This window comes from Cellulomonas sp. Root485 (genome assembly GCF_001426705.1).
In the GTDB taxonomy this organism is placed as follows: Bacteria; Actinomycetota; Actinomycetes; order Actinomycetales; family Cellulomonadaceae; genus Cellulomonas.
The window spans coordinates 22,769-37,514 of record NZ_LMFC01000001.1 but is presented as its reverse complement, the minus strand read 5'-3'; the positions used below and the strand labels follow the sequence as shown (position 1 = coordinate 37,514).

Annotated in this window: 11 protein-coding genes; 9 read left to right on the top strand and 2 right to left on the bottom strand. The window is 71.2% G+C overall.

The annotated features are described in order from the left end of the window. Window positions 1-23 precede the first annotated feature (23 nt). On the bottom strand, window positions 24-587 hold the full coding sequence (locus tag ASD16_RS00205) for a phosphoribosyltransferase family protein (RefSeq protein ID WP_235523054.1): 564 nt from the start codon (window positions 585-587) through the stop codon (window positions 24-26). Window positions 588-801: 214 nt separating this feature from the next. Here ASD16_RS00205 and ASD16_RS00200 point away from each other — a divergent pair, with 214 nt between their 5' ends. The 5 genes from ASD16_RS00200 (at window position 802) to ASD16_RS21970 (ending at window position 7,740) form a co-directional block, all read left to right on the top strand. Continuing rightward, window positions 802-1,032 carry a hypothetical protein gene (locus ASD16_RS00200; protein ID WP_055911563.1) on the top strand — a complete coding sequence of 77 codons (231 nt, stop codon included), beginning with the start codon at window positions 802-804 and terminating at the stop codon, window positions 1,030-1,032. 41 nt (window positions 1,033-1,073) lie between these two features. Continuing rightward, a complete protein-coding gene (locus ASD16_RS00195) occupies window positions 1,074-1,643 on the top strand; it encodes a GNAT family N-acetyltransferase (RefSeq protein ID WP_055911560.1) in 570 nt (189 codons plus the stop codon). After that, window positions 1,640-2,200, top strand: coding sequence for a YqgE/AlgH family protein (locus ASD16_RS00190; RefSeq protein WP_055911557.1), 561 nt, complete (start codon window positions 1,640-1,642; stop codon window positions 2,198-2,200). Before ASD16_RS00195 ends, ASD16_RS00190 begins: the two co-directional genes overlap by 4 nt. A gap of 57 nt (window positions 2,201-2,257) precedes the next feature. Then, on the top strand, window positions 2,258-3,205 hold the full coding sequence (locus ASD16_RS00185; RefSeq protein WP_055911554.1) for a DUF808 domain-containing protein: 948 nt from the start codon (window positions 2,258-2,260) through the stop codon (window positions 3,203-3,205). Between the two features lie 155 nt (window positions 3,206-3,360). Next, on the top strand, window positions 3,361-7,740 hold the full coding sequence (locus tag ASD16_RS21970; RefSeq protein ID WP_055911551.1) for an alpha-L-arabinofuranosidase C-terminal domain-containing protein: 4,380 nt from the start codon (window positions 3,361-3,363) through the stop codon (window positions 7,738-7,740). A 45-nt stretch (window positions 7,741-7,785) separates the two neighbouring features. Here the strand turns inward: ASD16_RS21970 and ASD16_RS00175 are convergent, their stop codons facing one another. Next, window positions 7,786-8,706 (bottom strand): aldose 1-epimerase family protein, encoded by a 921-nt coding sequence (locus ASD16_RS00175; RefSeq protein WP_055911548.1) that lies wholly within the window; start codon window positions 8,704-8,706, stop codon window positions 7,786-7,788. A gap of 355 nt (window positions 8,707-9,061) precedes the next feature. Between ASD16_RS00175 and ASD16_RS00170 the strand changes: the two genes are divergently transcribed. From ASD16_RS00170 to ASD16_RS00155, 4 genes are all read left to right on the top strand, one after another. Next, window positions 9,062-10,708 carry an ABC transporter substrate-binding protein gene (locus tag ASD16_RS00170; protein WP_055911546.1) on the top strand — a complete coding sequence of 549 codons (1,647 nt, stop codon included), beginning with the start codon at window positions 9,062-9,064 and terminating at the stop codon, window positions 10,706-10,708. 96 nt (window positions 10,709-10,804) lie between these two features. Next, window positions 10,805-11,917 (top strand): ABC transporter permease, encoded by a 1,113-nt coding sequence (locus tag ASD16_RS00165; protein WP_055911543.1) that lies wholly within the window; start codon window positions 10,805-10,807, stop codon window positions 11,915-11,917. 1 nt (window position 11,918) lies between these two features. Next, entirely contained in the window at window positions 11,919-13,037 is a 1,119-nt protein-coding gene (locus tag ASD16_RS00160; protein ID WP_082570513.1) for an ABC transporter permease, read from the top strand. Next, complete coding sequence (locus ASD16_RS00155) at window positions 13,037-14,734, top strand: ABC transporter ATP-binding protein (RefSeq protein WP_055911540.1); 1,698 nt, start codon at window positions 13,037-13,039, stop codon at window positions 14,732-14,734. The genes ASD16_RS00160 and ASD16_RS00155 overlap by 1 nt, the downstream gene beginning before the upstream one ends. Window positions 14,735-14,746 lie beyond the last annotated feature (12 nt).

The window sequence follows — 14,746 nt, the reverse complement described above, 5'->3', positions numbered from 1 at the left end:
CCCAGGGGTTCACGCACCCACGGCTACCGGCGGCGGAGCTCCCGCACGTGGACCAGGCCGCGGAGGTTGAGGACCCGGCGGTCGGCGGAGCTCTCCAGGGCATCCACGACGACGGCGGCGCCCAGCCACCTGGCCTCCGCGTCGTCGACGAGCTGCTGGCACGCCAGCGCCTGTCCACCCGTCGCCGCCCACTCGTCGACGAAGAGGACCCGGTCACCGGGGCGCAGGACGGAGCGGCGGACGGCGAGGTCGAGGTGCCGGTCCCGGTAGTCGGGCGGCGTCCTGCGGACCAGCCACACCTCGTCGTGGGAGCCGCGTTCGGGTTCCTTGCGCACCGCTGCGAACCCGATCCCGAGGTGCAGAGCCACGAGCGGGCCGAGCAGGAAGCCGTGCGACTCCGTGCCGAGGATCACGGTGGGCTCGGCGTCGCGAAAGAGCGCGGCGAGCGCGGGACCGATCTCGGCCAGGACCGCGGGGTCGCGCCACCACGCGCTGTAGTCGGCGTAGTTCTTGCGGTGCTCGGGCCAGACCGGGGGGTCGGATCGCCAGGTGAACCCCGAGATCAGGCTCGTGCGCAGGTCGTTCACGGGGCCAGTGTGCAGGACAGCCTGGAGCGAGTGCCGGACCTTTTCGGCGCCGGGTATTCCGACCTCGGCTCTCGCCCCCTTCCAGGTGAGGCAGTTCACCGCAGAGCGAACACCCTGCGGGATGGTCTGCCGATGACCGATGGTTCGGATGAGCAGCACACGCGGAGCCCGCCCCGGCGAGCACCGCCCACCCCAGCGAGACGAGGTATCCGACATGACCGCACTCACGATCGACACCCTCGCCCCCGAGCTCACCCGGCAGGACCGTTGCGACCGCTGCGGCGCGCAGGCGTACGTCAAGGCGACCCTCCCCACGGCCGACGGCATGGAGCTGCTCTTCTGCGGTCACCACTTCCGCGCCCACGAGCTCAAGCTCGTCGCGGCCGGCGCGACGATCCAGGACGAGCGGCACAGGATCGACGAGCAGGCGACTGAGCGCGGCTGAGCGCGGCAGAGCGCGTCTGAGTCGTTCCGTAGCCTGGGGGGATGGCCATCGAGGTGCTCCCCGCCGTCGGGCGGTACGACGACTTCTTCGAGGTCGTCGGCGTGAAGAAGCCGGGCGGCGCGGGCTGCTGGTGCATGGCGTACCGGGACAGCCGCGTACCCAACGAGGAGCGCGCGCAGTACATGCGCGACGAGTGCGCCGCCGAGCCGGGCCCGGGCGTGCTGGCGTACGTGGACGGCGAGGTGGCGGGCTGGTGCTCCGTGGCCCCGCGCAGCACCTACCGCCGGCTGATGGGCTCGCGGACCATCCCGTTCGTCGACGACCGGGAGGCATGGAGCGTCGTCTGCTTCGTGGTCCGGCCCGCGTTCCGGCGCCAGGGACTGATGCACGAGCTCCTCGAGGGCGCGGTCGCGCACGCCGCAGGGCACGGTGCCGAGGTCGTCGAGGGGTACCCGGTCAGCATCGACGGCAGCGACCGGGTGGACGTCATCTCGGGGTACGTGGGCACCAGCCGCCTGTTCGAGGCGGCGGGGTTCACGCAGGCCGCCGAGACGACGGGGCACAGCGGCGGTCGGCCGCGGGTGGTCATGCGGCGGGAGGTGGGCACATGACGGATGCGGCACTGCGCGGCCGGCTCCTCGTCGCGACCCCCCGCCTGCGCGAGCCCACGTTCCACCGGACCGTCATCCTGGTGCTCGACCACGGCGAGGACGGCGCGATCGGCGTCGTGCTCAACCGCCCGTCGACGGTCGACGTCGGAGTGGTCCTGCCCGACTGGCAGGAGCACGTGAGCGACCCGCCGCGGCTGTTCCACGGCGGCCCCGTCGGCCTGGACGGGGCGATGGGCGTCGCGGCGCTCCCCCGCGGCGCCGGTTCGTCGCCGGAGGTCGACCGGGTGACGGGCCGGTTCGGCCTGGTGGACCTGGATGCGGAGCCGACATCGGTGGCACACCACGTGGGTGGCGTCCGGGTGTTCGCCGGGCACGCGGGGTGGGGCGCCGGGCAGCTGGAGGACGAGCTGGTCGAGCGCGCCTGGTTCGTGGTCGACGCGGTCCCCGACGACGTGCTGACGCCGGAGCCCGAGACGCTGTGGCGACGGGTGCTGCGACGCCAGGGCGGTGACCTCGCGATCGTGTCGACGTTCGCGGAGGACGCCAGCCTGAACTGAGACGCTCGCTGTGTCAGGATCACCCGAGCACCCGGCAGAACCGACGAGGGAGAACTGATGGCTGGCGGTCTGGCCGCGCTTCTGGACGACATCGCCGCCCTGGCCAAGCTGGCCGCGGCGTCGGTCGACGACGTGGGCGCGGCCGCCGGCCGGGCGAGCGCGAAGGCGGCGGGCGTCGTCATCGACGACACGGCCGTGACCCCGCGCTACGTCCACGGGTTCCAGCCGCAGCGCGAGCTGCCGATCGTCCGCAAGATCGCCGTCGGGTCGCTGCGCAACAAGCTGCTGTTCATCCTCCCGGCCGCCCTGCTGCTCAGCCAGTTCCTGCCGTGGCTGCTCACCCCGATCCTCATGGTCGGAGGGACGTACCTCGCGTACGAGGGTGCGGAGAAGATCTGGGAGCTGATCTCCGGGCACGCCAAGGAGCACACCACGACCCCGGTCGCGGTCCAGGGCGAGGACACCGAGAAGTCGATGGTGCGCGGCGCGATCCGCACCGACTTCATCCTGTCCGCCGAGATCATGGTGATCGCCCTCAACGAGGTCGCCGACGAGCCGTTCCTGTCCCGCACGATCATCCTGGCGGTCGTCGCGCTGGCCATCACGGTGCTGGTCTACGGCGTCGTCGGGCTCATCGTGAAGATGGACGACATCGGGCTGCACCTCGCGGAGCGTCGCAACGGTGCGGTCGCCGCGATCGGCCGCGGGCTGGTGCTCGCGATGCCGAAGGTGCTCTCGGTCCTGTCGACCGTCGGCATCGTCGCGATGCTGTGGGTCGGCGGGCACATCCTGCTCGCCGGCGTCGACGAGCTGGGCTGGCACGCGCCGTACGAGCTCCTGCACCACCTGGAGGAGGCCGTGGCGGTCGTGCCCGGCGTCGGCGGGTTGCTGGCCTGGCTGGTGGACACCCTCGGCTCGGCGCTGGTCGGGCTCGTGGTGGGTGCCGTGGTCGTCGGCATCATGCACCTCATCCCGAAGCGCAAGAAGGCCGAACCTGCGCACTGACCGTCCGGGCAGTTTCGGTAAACGTTGTAAACAACCCTTGCCGGACATTGCAGGCTCCCCCTATGGTCGTCGGACACCGGGATGTTAGCGCTCACATCGGGCGTGACGGTGTCCAGGACGAGGCGCACGACGACGTGCGCGCAGGGGAGGCAGCCATGCCCGTCGCACTGTCGCGACAGACCAGCAGGACCCGTCCGCACCGCCGTCGGCTCGGCCTTCGTGCCGCGCTCGCGGTGGCCCTCGTCGTGCCGCTGGGCGCGACCGTCGTGGCCCCGGCCAGCGCCGCTCCGCCTGTGCCCGACGGCGCGTGGACCGACGCGTTCGACGCAGCGACGCTCGACCCGCGCTGGACGGCAGTCAACGACGAGCCGACCGCCAGGTCCCTGACCACCACCCCCGGAGCGCTGACGCTGACCGCGCTGCCGGGCGACACGTGGCAGGGCAACAACTCGGCGCGCAACGTCATGACGCTCGACATCCCTGACGGCGACTTCTCGATCTCGGTGAGCGTGCAGGCACCGGTCGCGAAGACGTTCCAGGGCGCGGGCCTCATCGCGTACCAGGACCTCGACAACTACGTGCGCTCCGGCCTGACGTTCGTCGGAGGGCTCACGCCGTCCGGGGTCGCCATCGAGACCGACATCGAGACCGCGGCGATCTTCGCCGCCGACCACTTCGAGGACCGGCCCGGGTCGAGCGCCGAGACCCTGCGGCTGACCCGCACGGGCAGCACGGTCACCACCGCGCGCTGGGACGAGCCCACCTCCGCCTGGGTCGACGTGAGCTCCGTCGAGGTCACGTTCCCCATCGAGCACGTCGGCCTCTACGCGCTGGGGGCGCAGGACGGCACGACGTTCCCGGCGGTCTTCGACGACGTCGCGCTCGTGGCGTCGCCGGGCGAGGACGTGGTTCCCGACGGGCCGTTCACCCTGCGCGCGCCGGGGACCGCCCCGCACCTGACCACCGGTGCGGACGACGCCCTCGTCGTCGTCCAGCAGCGGCCGGGCGACGCGTTCGTGCTCGAGGCGACCGAGGTCGCCGACGGTCTGACGCTCACCGCCGGTGACCGCTCCGTCACCGTGCTGCCCGACGGCCGGCTCGCGCTGGGTGACGAGCCCACGGTGCTCCGCCTCACCGAGGCGGGCGGCGGCAAGCTGCACGTCACGTCGCAGGACGGCTCAAAGGCGGTGGGCATCGTCGACGGTGCGCTCGTCCTGGGCGACCCCGGGGCGGCCGCCGGGTTCGTGCTCGAGCCGTTCACGCTGGGCGAGGGTACGACCATCGAGATCGACGGCGACGGGACCGACGCCGAGATCTCCGACCGGCTGTACGGGATCTTCTACGAGGACATCAACTACGCCGCGGACGGCGGCCTCTACGCCGAGCTGGTGCGGAACCGCTCGTTCGAGTTCAACACCTCCGACAACGGCTCGTTCACCGGCCTGACCGGGTGGGACGTCCTGGACCGCAGCGGCGCGGGCACCACCGTCTCGGTCGTCGACGACGCGGGCCGGCTCAACGCCACCAACCGCAACCGGGCGGTCCTCGTGGCGGACGCGGCGGGCGACGGGCTGCGCAACGCGAGCTACAGCTCGGGTGTCGCGGTCAAGGACGGCGCGTCCTACGACGCGAGCGTCTGGGTGCGCACCACCACGCCGCAGACCCTGACCCTGGCCGTCGAGAACGGCACGGAGACTGTCGCGTCGGGTGCCGTCGACGTCGACGGATCGGACGTCTGGACGAGGTACGAGGTCACGCTGACCGCGAGCGCGACCACCGACTCCGGTCGGTTCGTCGTGCTCGCCGGTGCGGCGTCCACGCTCCACCTGGACCAGGTGTCGCTGTTCCCGCAGGACACGTGGGTCGGCCCGGTCAACGGGAAGTCCCCGCTGCGCAAGGACCTCGCCGAGAAGATCGCGGCGCTGGACCCGTCCTTCCTGCGCTTCCCCGGCGGCTGCGTGACCAACGTCGGCACGTTCCGCTCGTACGAGGAGTCCGGGTACACCGACCGGCGCCGCACGTACCAGTGGAAGGAGACCATCGGCCCGGTGGAGGAGCGCGCCACCAACTGGAACTTCTGGGGCTACAACCAGTCGTACGGCATCGGCTACCTGGAGTACATGGAGCTGGCCGAGGACCTCGGGTCCGTCCCGCTGCCCGTGCTGTCGGTCGGCGCCAACGGCTGCGGGAGCAGCATCCCCGAGCTGACCGACCCGGCGATGATCGACCGGTGGGTGCAGGACACGCTCGACCTCATCGAGTTCACGACGGGCGACGTGTCCACGACGTGGGGCGCGAAGCGTGCCGCGCTGGGTCACCCGGAGCCGTTCGAGCTGCCGTACATCGGGCTCGGCAACGAGGAGAACACCCCCACGTTCGAGGCCAACTTCCCGACGTTCCGCGACGCGATCGTGGCGAGGTACCCGGACATCAAGATCATCTCCAACTCTGGTCCGGACGACACCGGCGCACGGTTCGACGCCCTGTGGGAGTTCAACCGTGAGCAGGACGTGGACCTGGTCGACGAGCACTACTACAACGACCCGAGCTGGTTCCTGGCCAACACGGAGCGCTACGACACCTACGACCGCGAGGGTCCGCACGTCTTCCTCGGTGAGTACGCCTCGCGCGGCAACACGTGGTGGAACGGTCTGACCGAGGCCGCGTACATGACAGGCCTGGAGCGCAACGGCGACCTGGTCGAGCTCGCGTCGTACGCGCCCCTGCTGGCCAACGAGTCGTACGTGCAGTGGTCGCCGGACGCCATCTGGTTCGACAACGACGAGTCCTGGTCCAGCGCCAACTACTGGGTCCAGCACCTGTTCTCGAACAACGTCGGCGACCAGGTGGTGCCCAGCGTCCTGACCACCCCGTCGGTGGAGCCGCAGCCTCTGGACGGCGGCGTGTTCCTGTCCACGTGGGCCACCTCGGCCGCGTACGACAACGTCAGGGTGACCGGGAACGACGGCGGTGAGGTCCTGTTCGACGAGGACTTCGCCGACGCGTCCGCCTGGTCGCCGCAGACGGGCGACTGGTCCGTGGTGGACGGCGAGTACGTGCAGTCCAGCACCACCGTCACCGACGCCCGCAGCATCCCGACGGGCACCTACGAGCAGGACTGGAGCAACTACACGCTCGAGCTCGACGCCCGCAAGACGGCGGGGTCCGAGGGCTTCCTCGTGGGCTTCGCCGCGGGCGGGCCGAGCGACTTCTTCTGGTGGAACCTGGGTGGCTGGAACAACACCCGCCAGGCGCTGCAGAAGGCCGACGGCGGCGGTGCCGGTGAGGTGAAGGCGGTCGAGGGCCACAGCATCGCGACCGGCCAGACGTACCGGGTCAAGGTCGTCGTCACCGACCGGCACATCGACCTGTACCTCGACGGCGTGCTGCAGATGTCCTACGACGACCCGGCGCCCGCCGCGGACGTCTTCCAGGTGGTCACCCGCGACGAGGACAGCGGCGACATCGTCGCCAAGGTCGTCAACGTCTCCGCCGTCACGCAGCGCACCCAGGTGGAGGTCTCCGACGCGGAGATCGCTCCGACGGGCTCGGTCACCGAGATCGTCGCGCCGCCCGGCGCCACCAACACCAAGACCGCTCCGAGCACGGTCGAGCCGGTCACCCGCGAGCTCGGCGGCCTGTCGTCGTCGTTCACGTACGACCTCCCGCCCTACTCGGTGACGTTCCTGACGCTGCACACCGTGCCGAAGGACACGACGGCCCCGACGGTCGACTCCCTCCTGGTCACCCCCGACCCGGTCGGCGACTGGCGCAAGGCCCCGGCGACCGTCGTGGCCACGGCGTCCGACGACCGGGCGGGCGTCTCGCTCGAGATGTCGGTCGACGGCGGTTCGTGGACGCCGACCGCCTCCGTGCAGGTCGACGGCCACGGCGAGCACACCGTCGCAGTCCGCGCGACGGACGCCGCCGGGAACGTGTCGGACGTCCGGTCGGCCACGTTCCGGCTGGACGCGATCGCGCCGGCGACGTCCGCGAGCGTGGATGCCCAGCGGCGCGTGACGCTCACCGGGACCGACCAGGGTTCGGGGGTCGATCGGATCGAGTACCGGGTCGGCGCCGGGTCGTGGACGACCTACACCGCACCGGTGCAGCTCGGTGCCGCGGCCACCACGGTCGAGCACCGGGCGGTCGACGAGGTCGGCAACGTGGGCGCGACGACGAGCACCACCGTCCCCGCCGCGAACGCCGTCCGCTCGACGACGTCGGTGACGATCGAGCCGCACGTCGTCCGACGCACCACGCAGGCCACGGTCGTCGCCACGGTCAAGGCCCAGCAGGGTGCCGCACCCACCGGTGAGGTGACCACGACGGTCCGCCGGGCCCGGGTGCACGGCGACGGCCCGGTCGTCGCGCAGGTCACCGGCACCCTGACGCCCGGCCCGAAGAAGGACTCGGTCGCCCGGCTCCGGCTGCCTCGGCTGGCCACCGGGATCTACGTGGTCGAGACGACGTACGCGGGGTCGCCGACGGTCCAGGCGTCCGCCGACCGCAGGGTGCTGGTCGTCCTGCCCTGACGGGCGGGGGCGGCCGGACCCCTCACCGGCCGCCCCCGTCGCACGTCACCCTGCCGCCAGCCCCCACGTCCCGGTCCAGGTCTCCCCGGGGACGAGCGTGATCAGGTCCGCGCCGGACCGGAACGCATGGGGTGGGCAGGTCATCGGCTCGACGGCCAGGGACTGCCGTTGCCGCTCGGCCGGAAGGACTCCGTCGGCCGAGTAGACCATGAGGTACGGGAAGGCCTCGTCGACCCACAGCCGCACGCCCTGGGTGCTCGCCGGGTCGGTCAGGTGGACGACGGCGCGCCCGTCGGCACCCCGGGCGAGGTCGCCGAACACGGTGTCGAGCACCGTGGACCCCACGGCACGCGAGGAGCGGAAGTCGAGCGGTCCGCCGGTCACGTCGACCGGCACGGGTCGTTCGTCGCGGTCGGCCGGCACCGGGGAGTGGGTGCCGGCGGGCACCAGCAGGTCCAGGCCCTCGACGGGGGCCCCGAGGCCGAGGTACGGGTGGAACCCCATGCCGAACGGGGCGGGCTCGATGCCCGTGTTCGTCGCCGACGACGCGACCGTCAGCCCGTCGGCGGAGAGGTGGTACCCGACCTGCAGGGTCAGCTCCCAGGCGTACCCGGGCTGCGGGCGCAGCACGCACGCGAGCACGACGTCGCTCTCGGTGAAGGACACCTCGGCCCAGTCCAGCCAGCGGACCATTCCGTGGATGGCGTTGCCGCGCTCCGGCTCGTCCATCGCGACCTGGCACGTGCGGCCGCCGAAGGTGTACCGGCCGTCCGCGATCCGGTTCGGGAACGGCGCGAGCACCTGTCCCCGGCCGTCGGGCGCACGCTCGGACTCCGCGAAGCCGTCCAGCACGGGCCGCCCGCCGAGGGTGCACTCGCGCAGCCCGCCCCCCACCTGCGTGACGACCGCCTCGTGGTCGCCGGCCATGATGCGGTACTGCCGCCCGGACGGTGGCGTGCCGGTCATGTCATCTCCTCGTGTGCGCTGTTCCGGCCCCCTGACCAGACCACCCGCCAACGTAGCCGACGACGAACGGGAGCTCGCCACACCATGGCGGACTGGAGCTCGGGTTCACCGCCGGCATCCTGCTCGGCGTGCCGGGCCAGCTCCTGGGCCATGCGGTGCGCGTGCCGTCGACCGACGACGACGGCGTCCCCCGGGAAATCTCCGACCGATCGTGACCATCCCGAGATGTGGATGTTACTTACCGGTAAGACCCTCGTGATGCCTGACACATCTGTGTGCTACCCATAGCCCACTGAGAAACAGCCGACGGGTCCGTGTTGACGCGCGCCCGCGGCCCTGACAGAAGAGGTAGCGCATGTCCTCCCTCGCACCACACCGTCGCCGCGTCCTCGCGGCGACCGCCGGTCTCGCAGCGACCGCTCTCGTCCTGACCGCCTGCTCGGGCGGCAACGACGACGAGGGCGGCGACGGCGGCACCTCCGCCGGAGGCGCCCTGACCATCGGCACCACCGACAAGGTCACGACCCTCGACCCGGCCGGCTCGTACGACAACGGCTCGTTCGCTGTCATGAACCAGGTGTTCCCGTTCCTCATGAACACCCCGTACGGCAGCCCGGACGTCGAGCCGGACATCGCGGAGTCCGCGGAGTTCACGGCGCCGACCGAGTACACCGTCACGCTCAAGCCGGACCTGAAGTGGGCCAACGGCAACGACCTGACGTCCGCGGACGTGAAGTTCTCGTTCGACCGCCAGCTCGCGATCGCCGACGAGAACGGTCCGTCCTCGCTGCTCTACAACCTGGACAGCGTGGACGCGGTCGACGACACCACGGTGGTCTTCCACCTGAAGTCGGAGAACGACCAGATCTTCCCGCAGATCCTGTCCAGCCCGGCCGGCCCGATCGTCGACGACGAGGTCTTCTCCGCCGACGCGCTGACGCCGGACAACGAGATCGTCGACGGCAACGCGTTCGCCGGCCAGTACACGATCACGAGCTACGCGTTCAACGAGCTCATCTCGTACGAGGCCTACGCGGACTACGCGGGTGTCCTGCCCCCGGCCGAGACCGCCGAGGTCAACGTCAAGTACTACGCCGACTCGTCGAACCTCAAGCTGGACATCCAGGAGGGCAACATCGACGTGGCGTTCCGCAGCCTCTCGGCCACGGACATCGCGGACCTGGCGACGAACGACGCCGTCAAGGTCGTCGACGGTCCCGGCGGTGAGATCCGCTACATCACGTTCAACTTCGACACGCAGCCGTACGGCACCAAGGCCGACGGCGCCGACCCGGCGAAGGCCCTCGCGGTCCGCCAGGCGGTCGCCGACCTGATCGACCGCGCGCCGCTGTCGGAGCAGGTCTACAAGGGCACCTACACGCCCCTGTACTCCTACGTGCCGGACGGCCTGACCGGTGCCACCGAGTCGCTGAAGAGCCTGTACGGCGACGGCAACGGCGGCCCCGACGCCGACAAGGCCAAGGCCACGCTCGAGGCAGCCGGCGTCACCGTCCCGGTCGCGCTCAGCCTCCAGTACTCGAACGACCACTACGGTCCGTCGTCGGCCGACGAGTACGCGCTGATCAAGGACCAGCTGGAGAAGGACGGCCTGTTCGCGGTCGACCTGCAGACCACCGAGTGGGTGCAGTACTCCAAGGACCGCACCGCCGACGTCTACCCGTCGTACCAGCTCGGCTGGTTCCCGGACTACTCGGACGCCGACAACTACCTGACGCCGTTCTTCCTCAAGGAGAACTTCCTGTCGAACCACTACGACAACCCCGAGGTCAACGACCTCATCCTGGAGCAGGCGACGACGACGGACGCCGACGCCCGCACCGCGCTCATCGAGGAGATCCAGGACAAGGTGGCAGCGGACCTGTCCACCGTCCCGTACCTCCAGGGTGCTCAGGTGGCCGTCGTCGGCAAGGACGTGACGGGCACCGAGGACACCCTCGACGCCTCGTTCAAGTTCCGCTACGGCGCGCTCGCGAACGGCTGATCCTTCAGCAGGCCGACGGTCCCGTCCCCCGCCACACTCGGGGGGCGGGGCCGTCCGGCACGTCCGTACGGCACGTCTTCGACAAGGCAGGAACCCATGACCTCCACCACCACCGGAGCGCCCGTCGGCGTCGCGCCCCCGGGGCCCACCACGCCGGCGACCCCGGCCGCGAAGAGCAGGCGATCGGGGGGACACCTCGGCAGCTACCTGCTGGTGCGGTTCCTGCTGATCTTCCCGACGATCTTCATCCTGGTCACCACCGTCTTCGTCCTCATGCGCGCGACCGGCGACCCGATCACCGCCTCGCTGGGCGGGCGGCTGACGCACGACCAGCTGCAGGAGCGGATCCACGAGGCCGGCTACGACCGGCCGATCCTCGTGCAGTACGTCGAGTACCTGGGCAACGTCTTCCGCGGGGACTTCGGCACCACGATCTCCGACAACCGCCCGGTCACCGAGGTCGTCCTGACGTACGGGACCGCGACTCTGGAGCTCGCGTTCTACGCGCTGCTCGTCGCGCTCCTGGTCGGCATCCCGCTGGGCCGCATCGCCGCCGCCCGCCGCGACAAGGGCGTCGACGCATCGCTGCGCATCTCCGGGATCCTGGCCTACGCGACGCCCGTGTTCTTCGCCGGCATCCTGCTCAAGCTCATCTTCTCCGTCTGGCTGGGCTGGCTCCCGGTCGCGGGGCGCGCGTCCACCGACGCGCAGATCGAGATCCAGCGCAACGGGTCCGACACCGGCATCTTCCTCATCGACGCGATCAGCACCGGAGACCCGTCCGTGGTCCTCGACGTGCTCGAGCACGCGATCCTGCCCGCGCTCGCGCTCGGGCTCCTGACCGGCGGCATCTTCCTGCGCCTGGTCCGCACCAACGTCATCGGCACGCTGTCGACGGGGTACGTCGAGGCGGCCCGCTCGCGCGGCGTCAACGAGCGCCGGCTGCTGCGCCAGCACGCGTGGCGCCCCGCGCTCGTCCCGATCATCACCGTGATCGGCCTCCAGGTCGCGCTGCTGCTGTCCGGCGCCGTCCTGACCGAGAAGACCTTCGAGTGGAAGGGCCTCGGCTTCCAGCTGGTCCAGTACCTGCTGGCCCGCGACTTCGTCGCCGTGCAGGGCATCGTCGTCCTGCTCGCCGTGGTGGTGGCGCTGACGAACTTCATCGTCGACGTCATCGCCGCGCTCGTCGACCCGAGGATCAGGTACTGACATGACTGCACTGACCCCCCTCGACGGCCCCGACGTCGTCCACGCGGAACCTGCCGCGCCGGAGCACGTGGCGCTGTGGAAGCGCCTGCCGGTGGTGCGCCACGTCCGCACGAGCGTCGGCCTGCAGCGCACCATGCTGGTCATCGGCATCGTCCTGATGCTCATCTTCGTCATCACCGCGGCGTTCGCCCCGCTGCTCGCCCCCTACGGGTACGCGCAGCTGAGCTCGGGGGACGTGAACTTCGGCTCGCAGCAGCCGCCCTCGGCGGAGAACCTGCTGGGCACCACGGTCGGCGGCTACGACGTGCTGTCCCGCACGATCTGGGGCGCCCGTCCCGCGTTCCTCGTGATCGTCGTCGCCGTCGTGCTCTCGATCTTCGCGGGCGTCGCGCTCGGCCTGGTGTCGGGCTACTTCGGCGGCTGGGTGGACCGCGTGCTCGTCGTCATCGCCGACGCGCTCTTCGCCTTCCCGTCGCTGCTGCTCGCCATCGTCGTCGCCATCGTCATCAGCGGCGGCCAGTCGTCGATGTGGGGCGGGGTGATGGCCGCGGCCATCTCGCTGAGCGTGGTGATGATCCCCCAGTACTTCCGCGTGGTCCGTGCCGAGGTGGTGCGTGTCAAGGCGGAGGCGTTCGTCGAGTCCGCCCGCGTGATCGGCTCGGGGCACCTGCGGATCATGGGCCGCCACGTCCTGCGCAACTCCACGCGGACCCTCCCGCTGATCCTCACCCTGAACTGCTCCGAGGCGGTGCTCACCCTGGCGGGCCTCGGATTCCTCGGCTTCGGCATCGAGCCGACGGCCGCCGCCGACTGGGGCTACGACCTGTCGAAGTCGCTGTCCGACGTGACCAGCGGCATCTGGTGGACCGCGGTGCCCCCGGGCGTCGCGATCGTGCTCACCGTGCTCGGGCTGACGCTCGTCGGGGAGTCGCTCAACGACCTCGCGGACCCGCGTCTGCGCCGGCGCCGGGCCGCCAAGGCCGCCGCGCCGCTGAGCCCGGTCACCGCCGTCCCCGGCGGCGTCGCCACCGACCGCGTCCCGGGCGTCGAGAGCATCGACGACCTGGAAGGGCCCACTGACCTGTTCGACGGGCCGTTCGACGAGAGGAGTGACCGCTGATGACCAACGTCGTCGACATCACCGACCTGCACGTCTCGTTCGCCACCGACGCCGGCACCGTCCGGGCCGTCGAGGGCGTGACCCTCCAGGTCGCCGCCGGGGAGGTGCTCGCGATCGTCGGCGAGTCCGGCTCCGGCAAGACCGTCACCGCCCGCTCGATCCTCGGCCTGCTGCCGGAGACCGCCCTGAGCAGCGGCACCGTCCTGCTCACGCGCAAGGACGGGTCGGCCACGCACGACATCGTCACCCTGGGCGGCAACGACCTGCGCGACGTGCGCGGGCGGGATGCCGCGATGGTCTTCCAGGAGCCGTCCACCGCCCTGAACCCGGTGTTCCCGGTGGGCTGGCAGATCGCGGAGGGGCTGAGGGCCCACGGCCGCCTGTCCGACAAGGACGCCCGGACACGCGCGATCGAGGTGCTCCGCCTGGTCGGCATCCCCGACCCGGAGCACCGCGTCGACCACTACCCGCACCAGTTCTCGGGCGGGCAGAAGCAGCGCATCGTCATCGCCCAGGCGCTCGTCCTCGACCCGGGCCTGATCATCGCCGACGAGCCGACCACGGCCCTGGACGTCACCGTGCAGGCCGAGATCCTCGAGCTGCTGCGCCGGCTCCCCCAGGAGTTCGGCTCCGCGATCGTCCTGATCACGCACAACATGGGGGTCGTCGCGGACCTCGCCGACCGCGTCGCGGTGATGTACAACGGCGAGATCGTCGAGCAGGCCGACGTCCACACCCTGTTCGCGTCGCCGCAGCACCCCTACACGCAGCGGCTGCTCGACGCCGTGCCGCGAGTGGGCGGGCGGCGCCTCCGGGACCGCGTCCGTGTCGCCGACGAGCTCGAGGCGATGGTGGTCGACGAGTCGGCCACCCCGGTCGTCGAGGCGTCCGACCTGCGGATCGTCTACCCCGGCCGGCTGCGGCAGCCCTCGTTCACGGCCGTCGACGGCGTCAACCTCGTCATCCGGCCCGGCGAGGTGCTGGGCCTGGTCGGCGAGTCGGGCAGCGGCAAGACGACGATCGGCCGGGCCATCGCCGGGCTGACCCCCATCAGCGGCGGCTCCCTGAAGGTCCACGGCGTCGAGATGCTCGACGTCAAGGAGAAGGTCTTCCGCCCGGTCCGCAAGCGCATCGGGTTCGTCTTCCAGGACCCGGCGACCAGCTTCAACCCGCTGCTCACGATCGCCCAGTGCGTCGCCGAGCCGATGGTCGTGCACGGTCTGGCGCCGAACCCCGAGGAGGCCCGTCCGCGGGTCGACGAGCTGATGGAGGCCGTCCAGCTGCCCAAGGCGTTCGGCGACCGGTTCCCGCACGAGCTGTCGGGCGGGCAGCGGCAGCGCGCCAGCCTGGCCCGGGCGCTCATCCTGGGCCCGGAGCTGCTCATCGCCGACGAGCCGACCAGCGCCCTGGACGTCTCGGTGCAGGCCCGGGTGCTCGACCTGTTCGCCCGCCTGCAGGCCGAGCTGGGCTTCGCGTGCCTGTTCATCAGCCACGACCTGGCCGTCGTGGACCTGCTGGCCCACCGCATCGCGGTCCTGCACCGCGGCGTGCTGGTCGAGGAGGGCACGGGCGACGAGGTGCTCGGTGCACCGAAGCACCCGTACACGCAGCGCCTGCTGGCGTCGCTGCCGGTGCCGGACCCGGTCGAGCAGGCCGCTCGCCGCGAGACGTGGAGGAACCTGCGCGCGCACGGGTGAACCCCGGACCGG

Excerpts from the sequence above, each read along its gene's own strand:
- ASD16_RS00165 (WP_055911543.1), top strand. The coding sequence starts at position 10,805 with ATGACCTCCACCACCACCGGAGCGCCCGTCGGCGTCGCGCCCCCGGGG.
- ASD16_RS21970 (WP_055911551.1), top strand. The coding sequence starts at position 3,361 with ATGCCCGTCGCACTGTCGCGACAGACCAGCAGGACCCGTCCGCACCGC.
- ASD16_RS00170 (WP_055911546.1), top strand. The coding sequence starts at position 9,062 with ATGTCCTCCCTCGCACCACACCGTCGCCGCGTCCTCGCGGCGACCGCC.
- ASD16_RS00200 (WP_055911563.1), top strand. The coding sequence starts at position 802 with ATGACCGCACTCACGATCGACACCCTCGCCCCCGAGCTCACCCGGCAG.
- ASD16_RS00190 (WP_055911557.1), top strand. The coding sequence starts at position 1,640 with ATGACGGATGCGGCACTGCGCGGCCGGCTCCTCGTCGCGACCCCCCGC.
- ASD16_RS00195 (WP_055911560.1), top strand. The coding sequence starts at position 1,074 with ATGGCCATCGAGGTGCTCCCCGCCGTCGGGCGGTACGACGACTTCTTC.
- ASD16_RS00155 (WP_055911540.1), top strand. The coding sequence starts at position 13,037 with ATGACCAACGTCGTCGACATCACCGACCTGCACGTCTCGTTCGCCACC.
- ASD16_RS00175 (WP_055911548.1), bottom strand. The coding sequence starts at position 8,706 with ATGACCGGCACGCCACCGTCCGGGCGGCAGTACCGCATCATGGCCGGC.
- ASD16_RS00160 (WP_082570513.1), top strand. The coding sequence starts at position 11,919 with ATGACTGCACTGACCCCCCTCGACGGCCCCGACGTCGTCCACGCGGAA.
- ASD16_RS00185 (WP_055911554.1), top strand. The coding sequence starts at position 2,258 with ATGGCTGGCGGTCTGGCCGCGCTTCTGGACGACATCGCCGCCCTGGCC.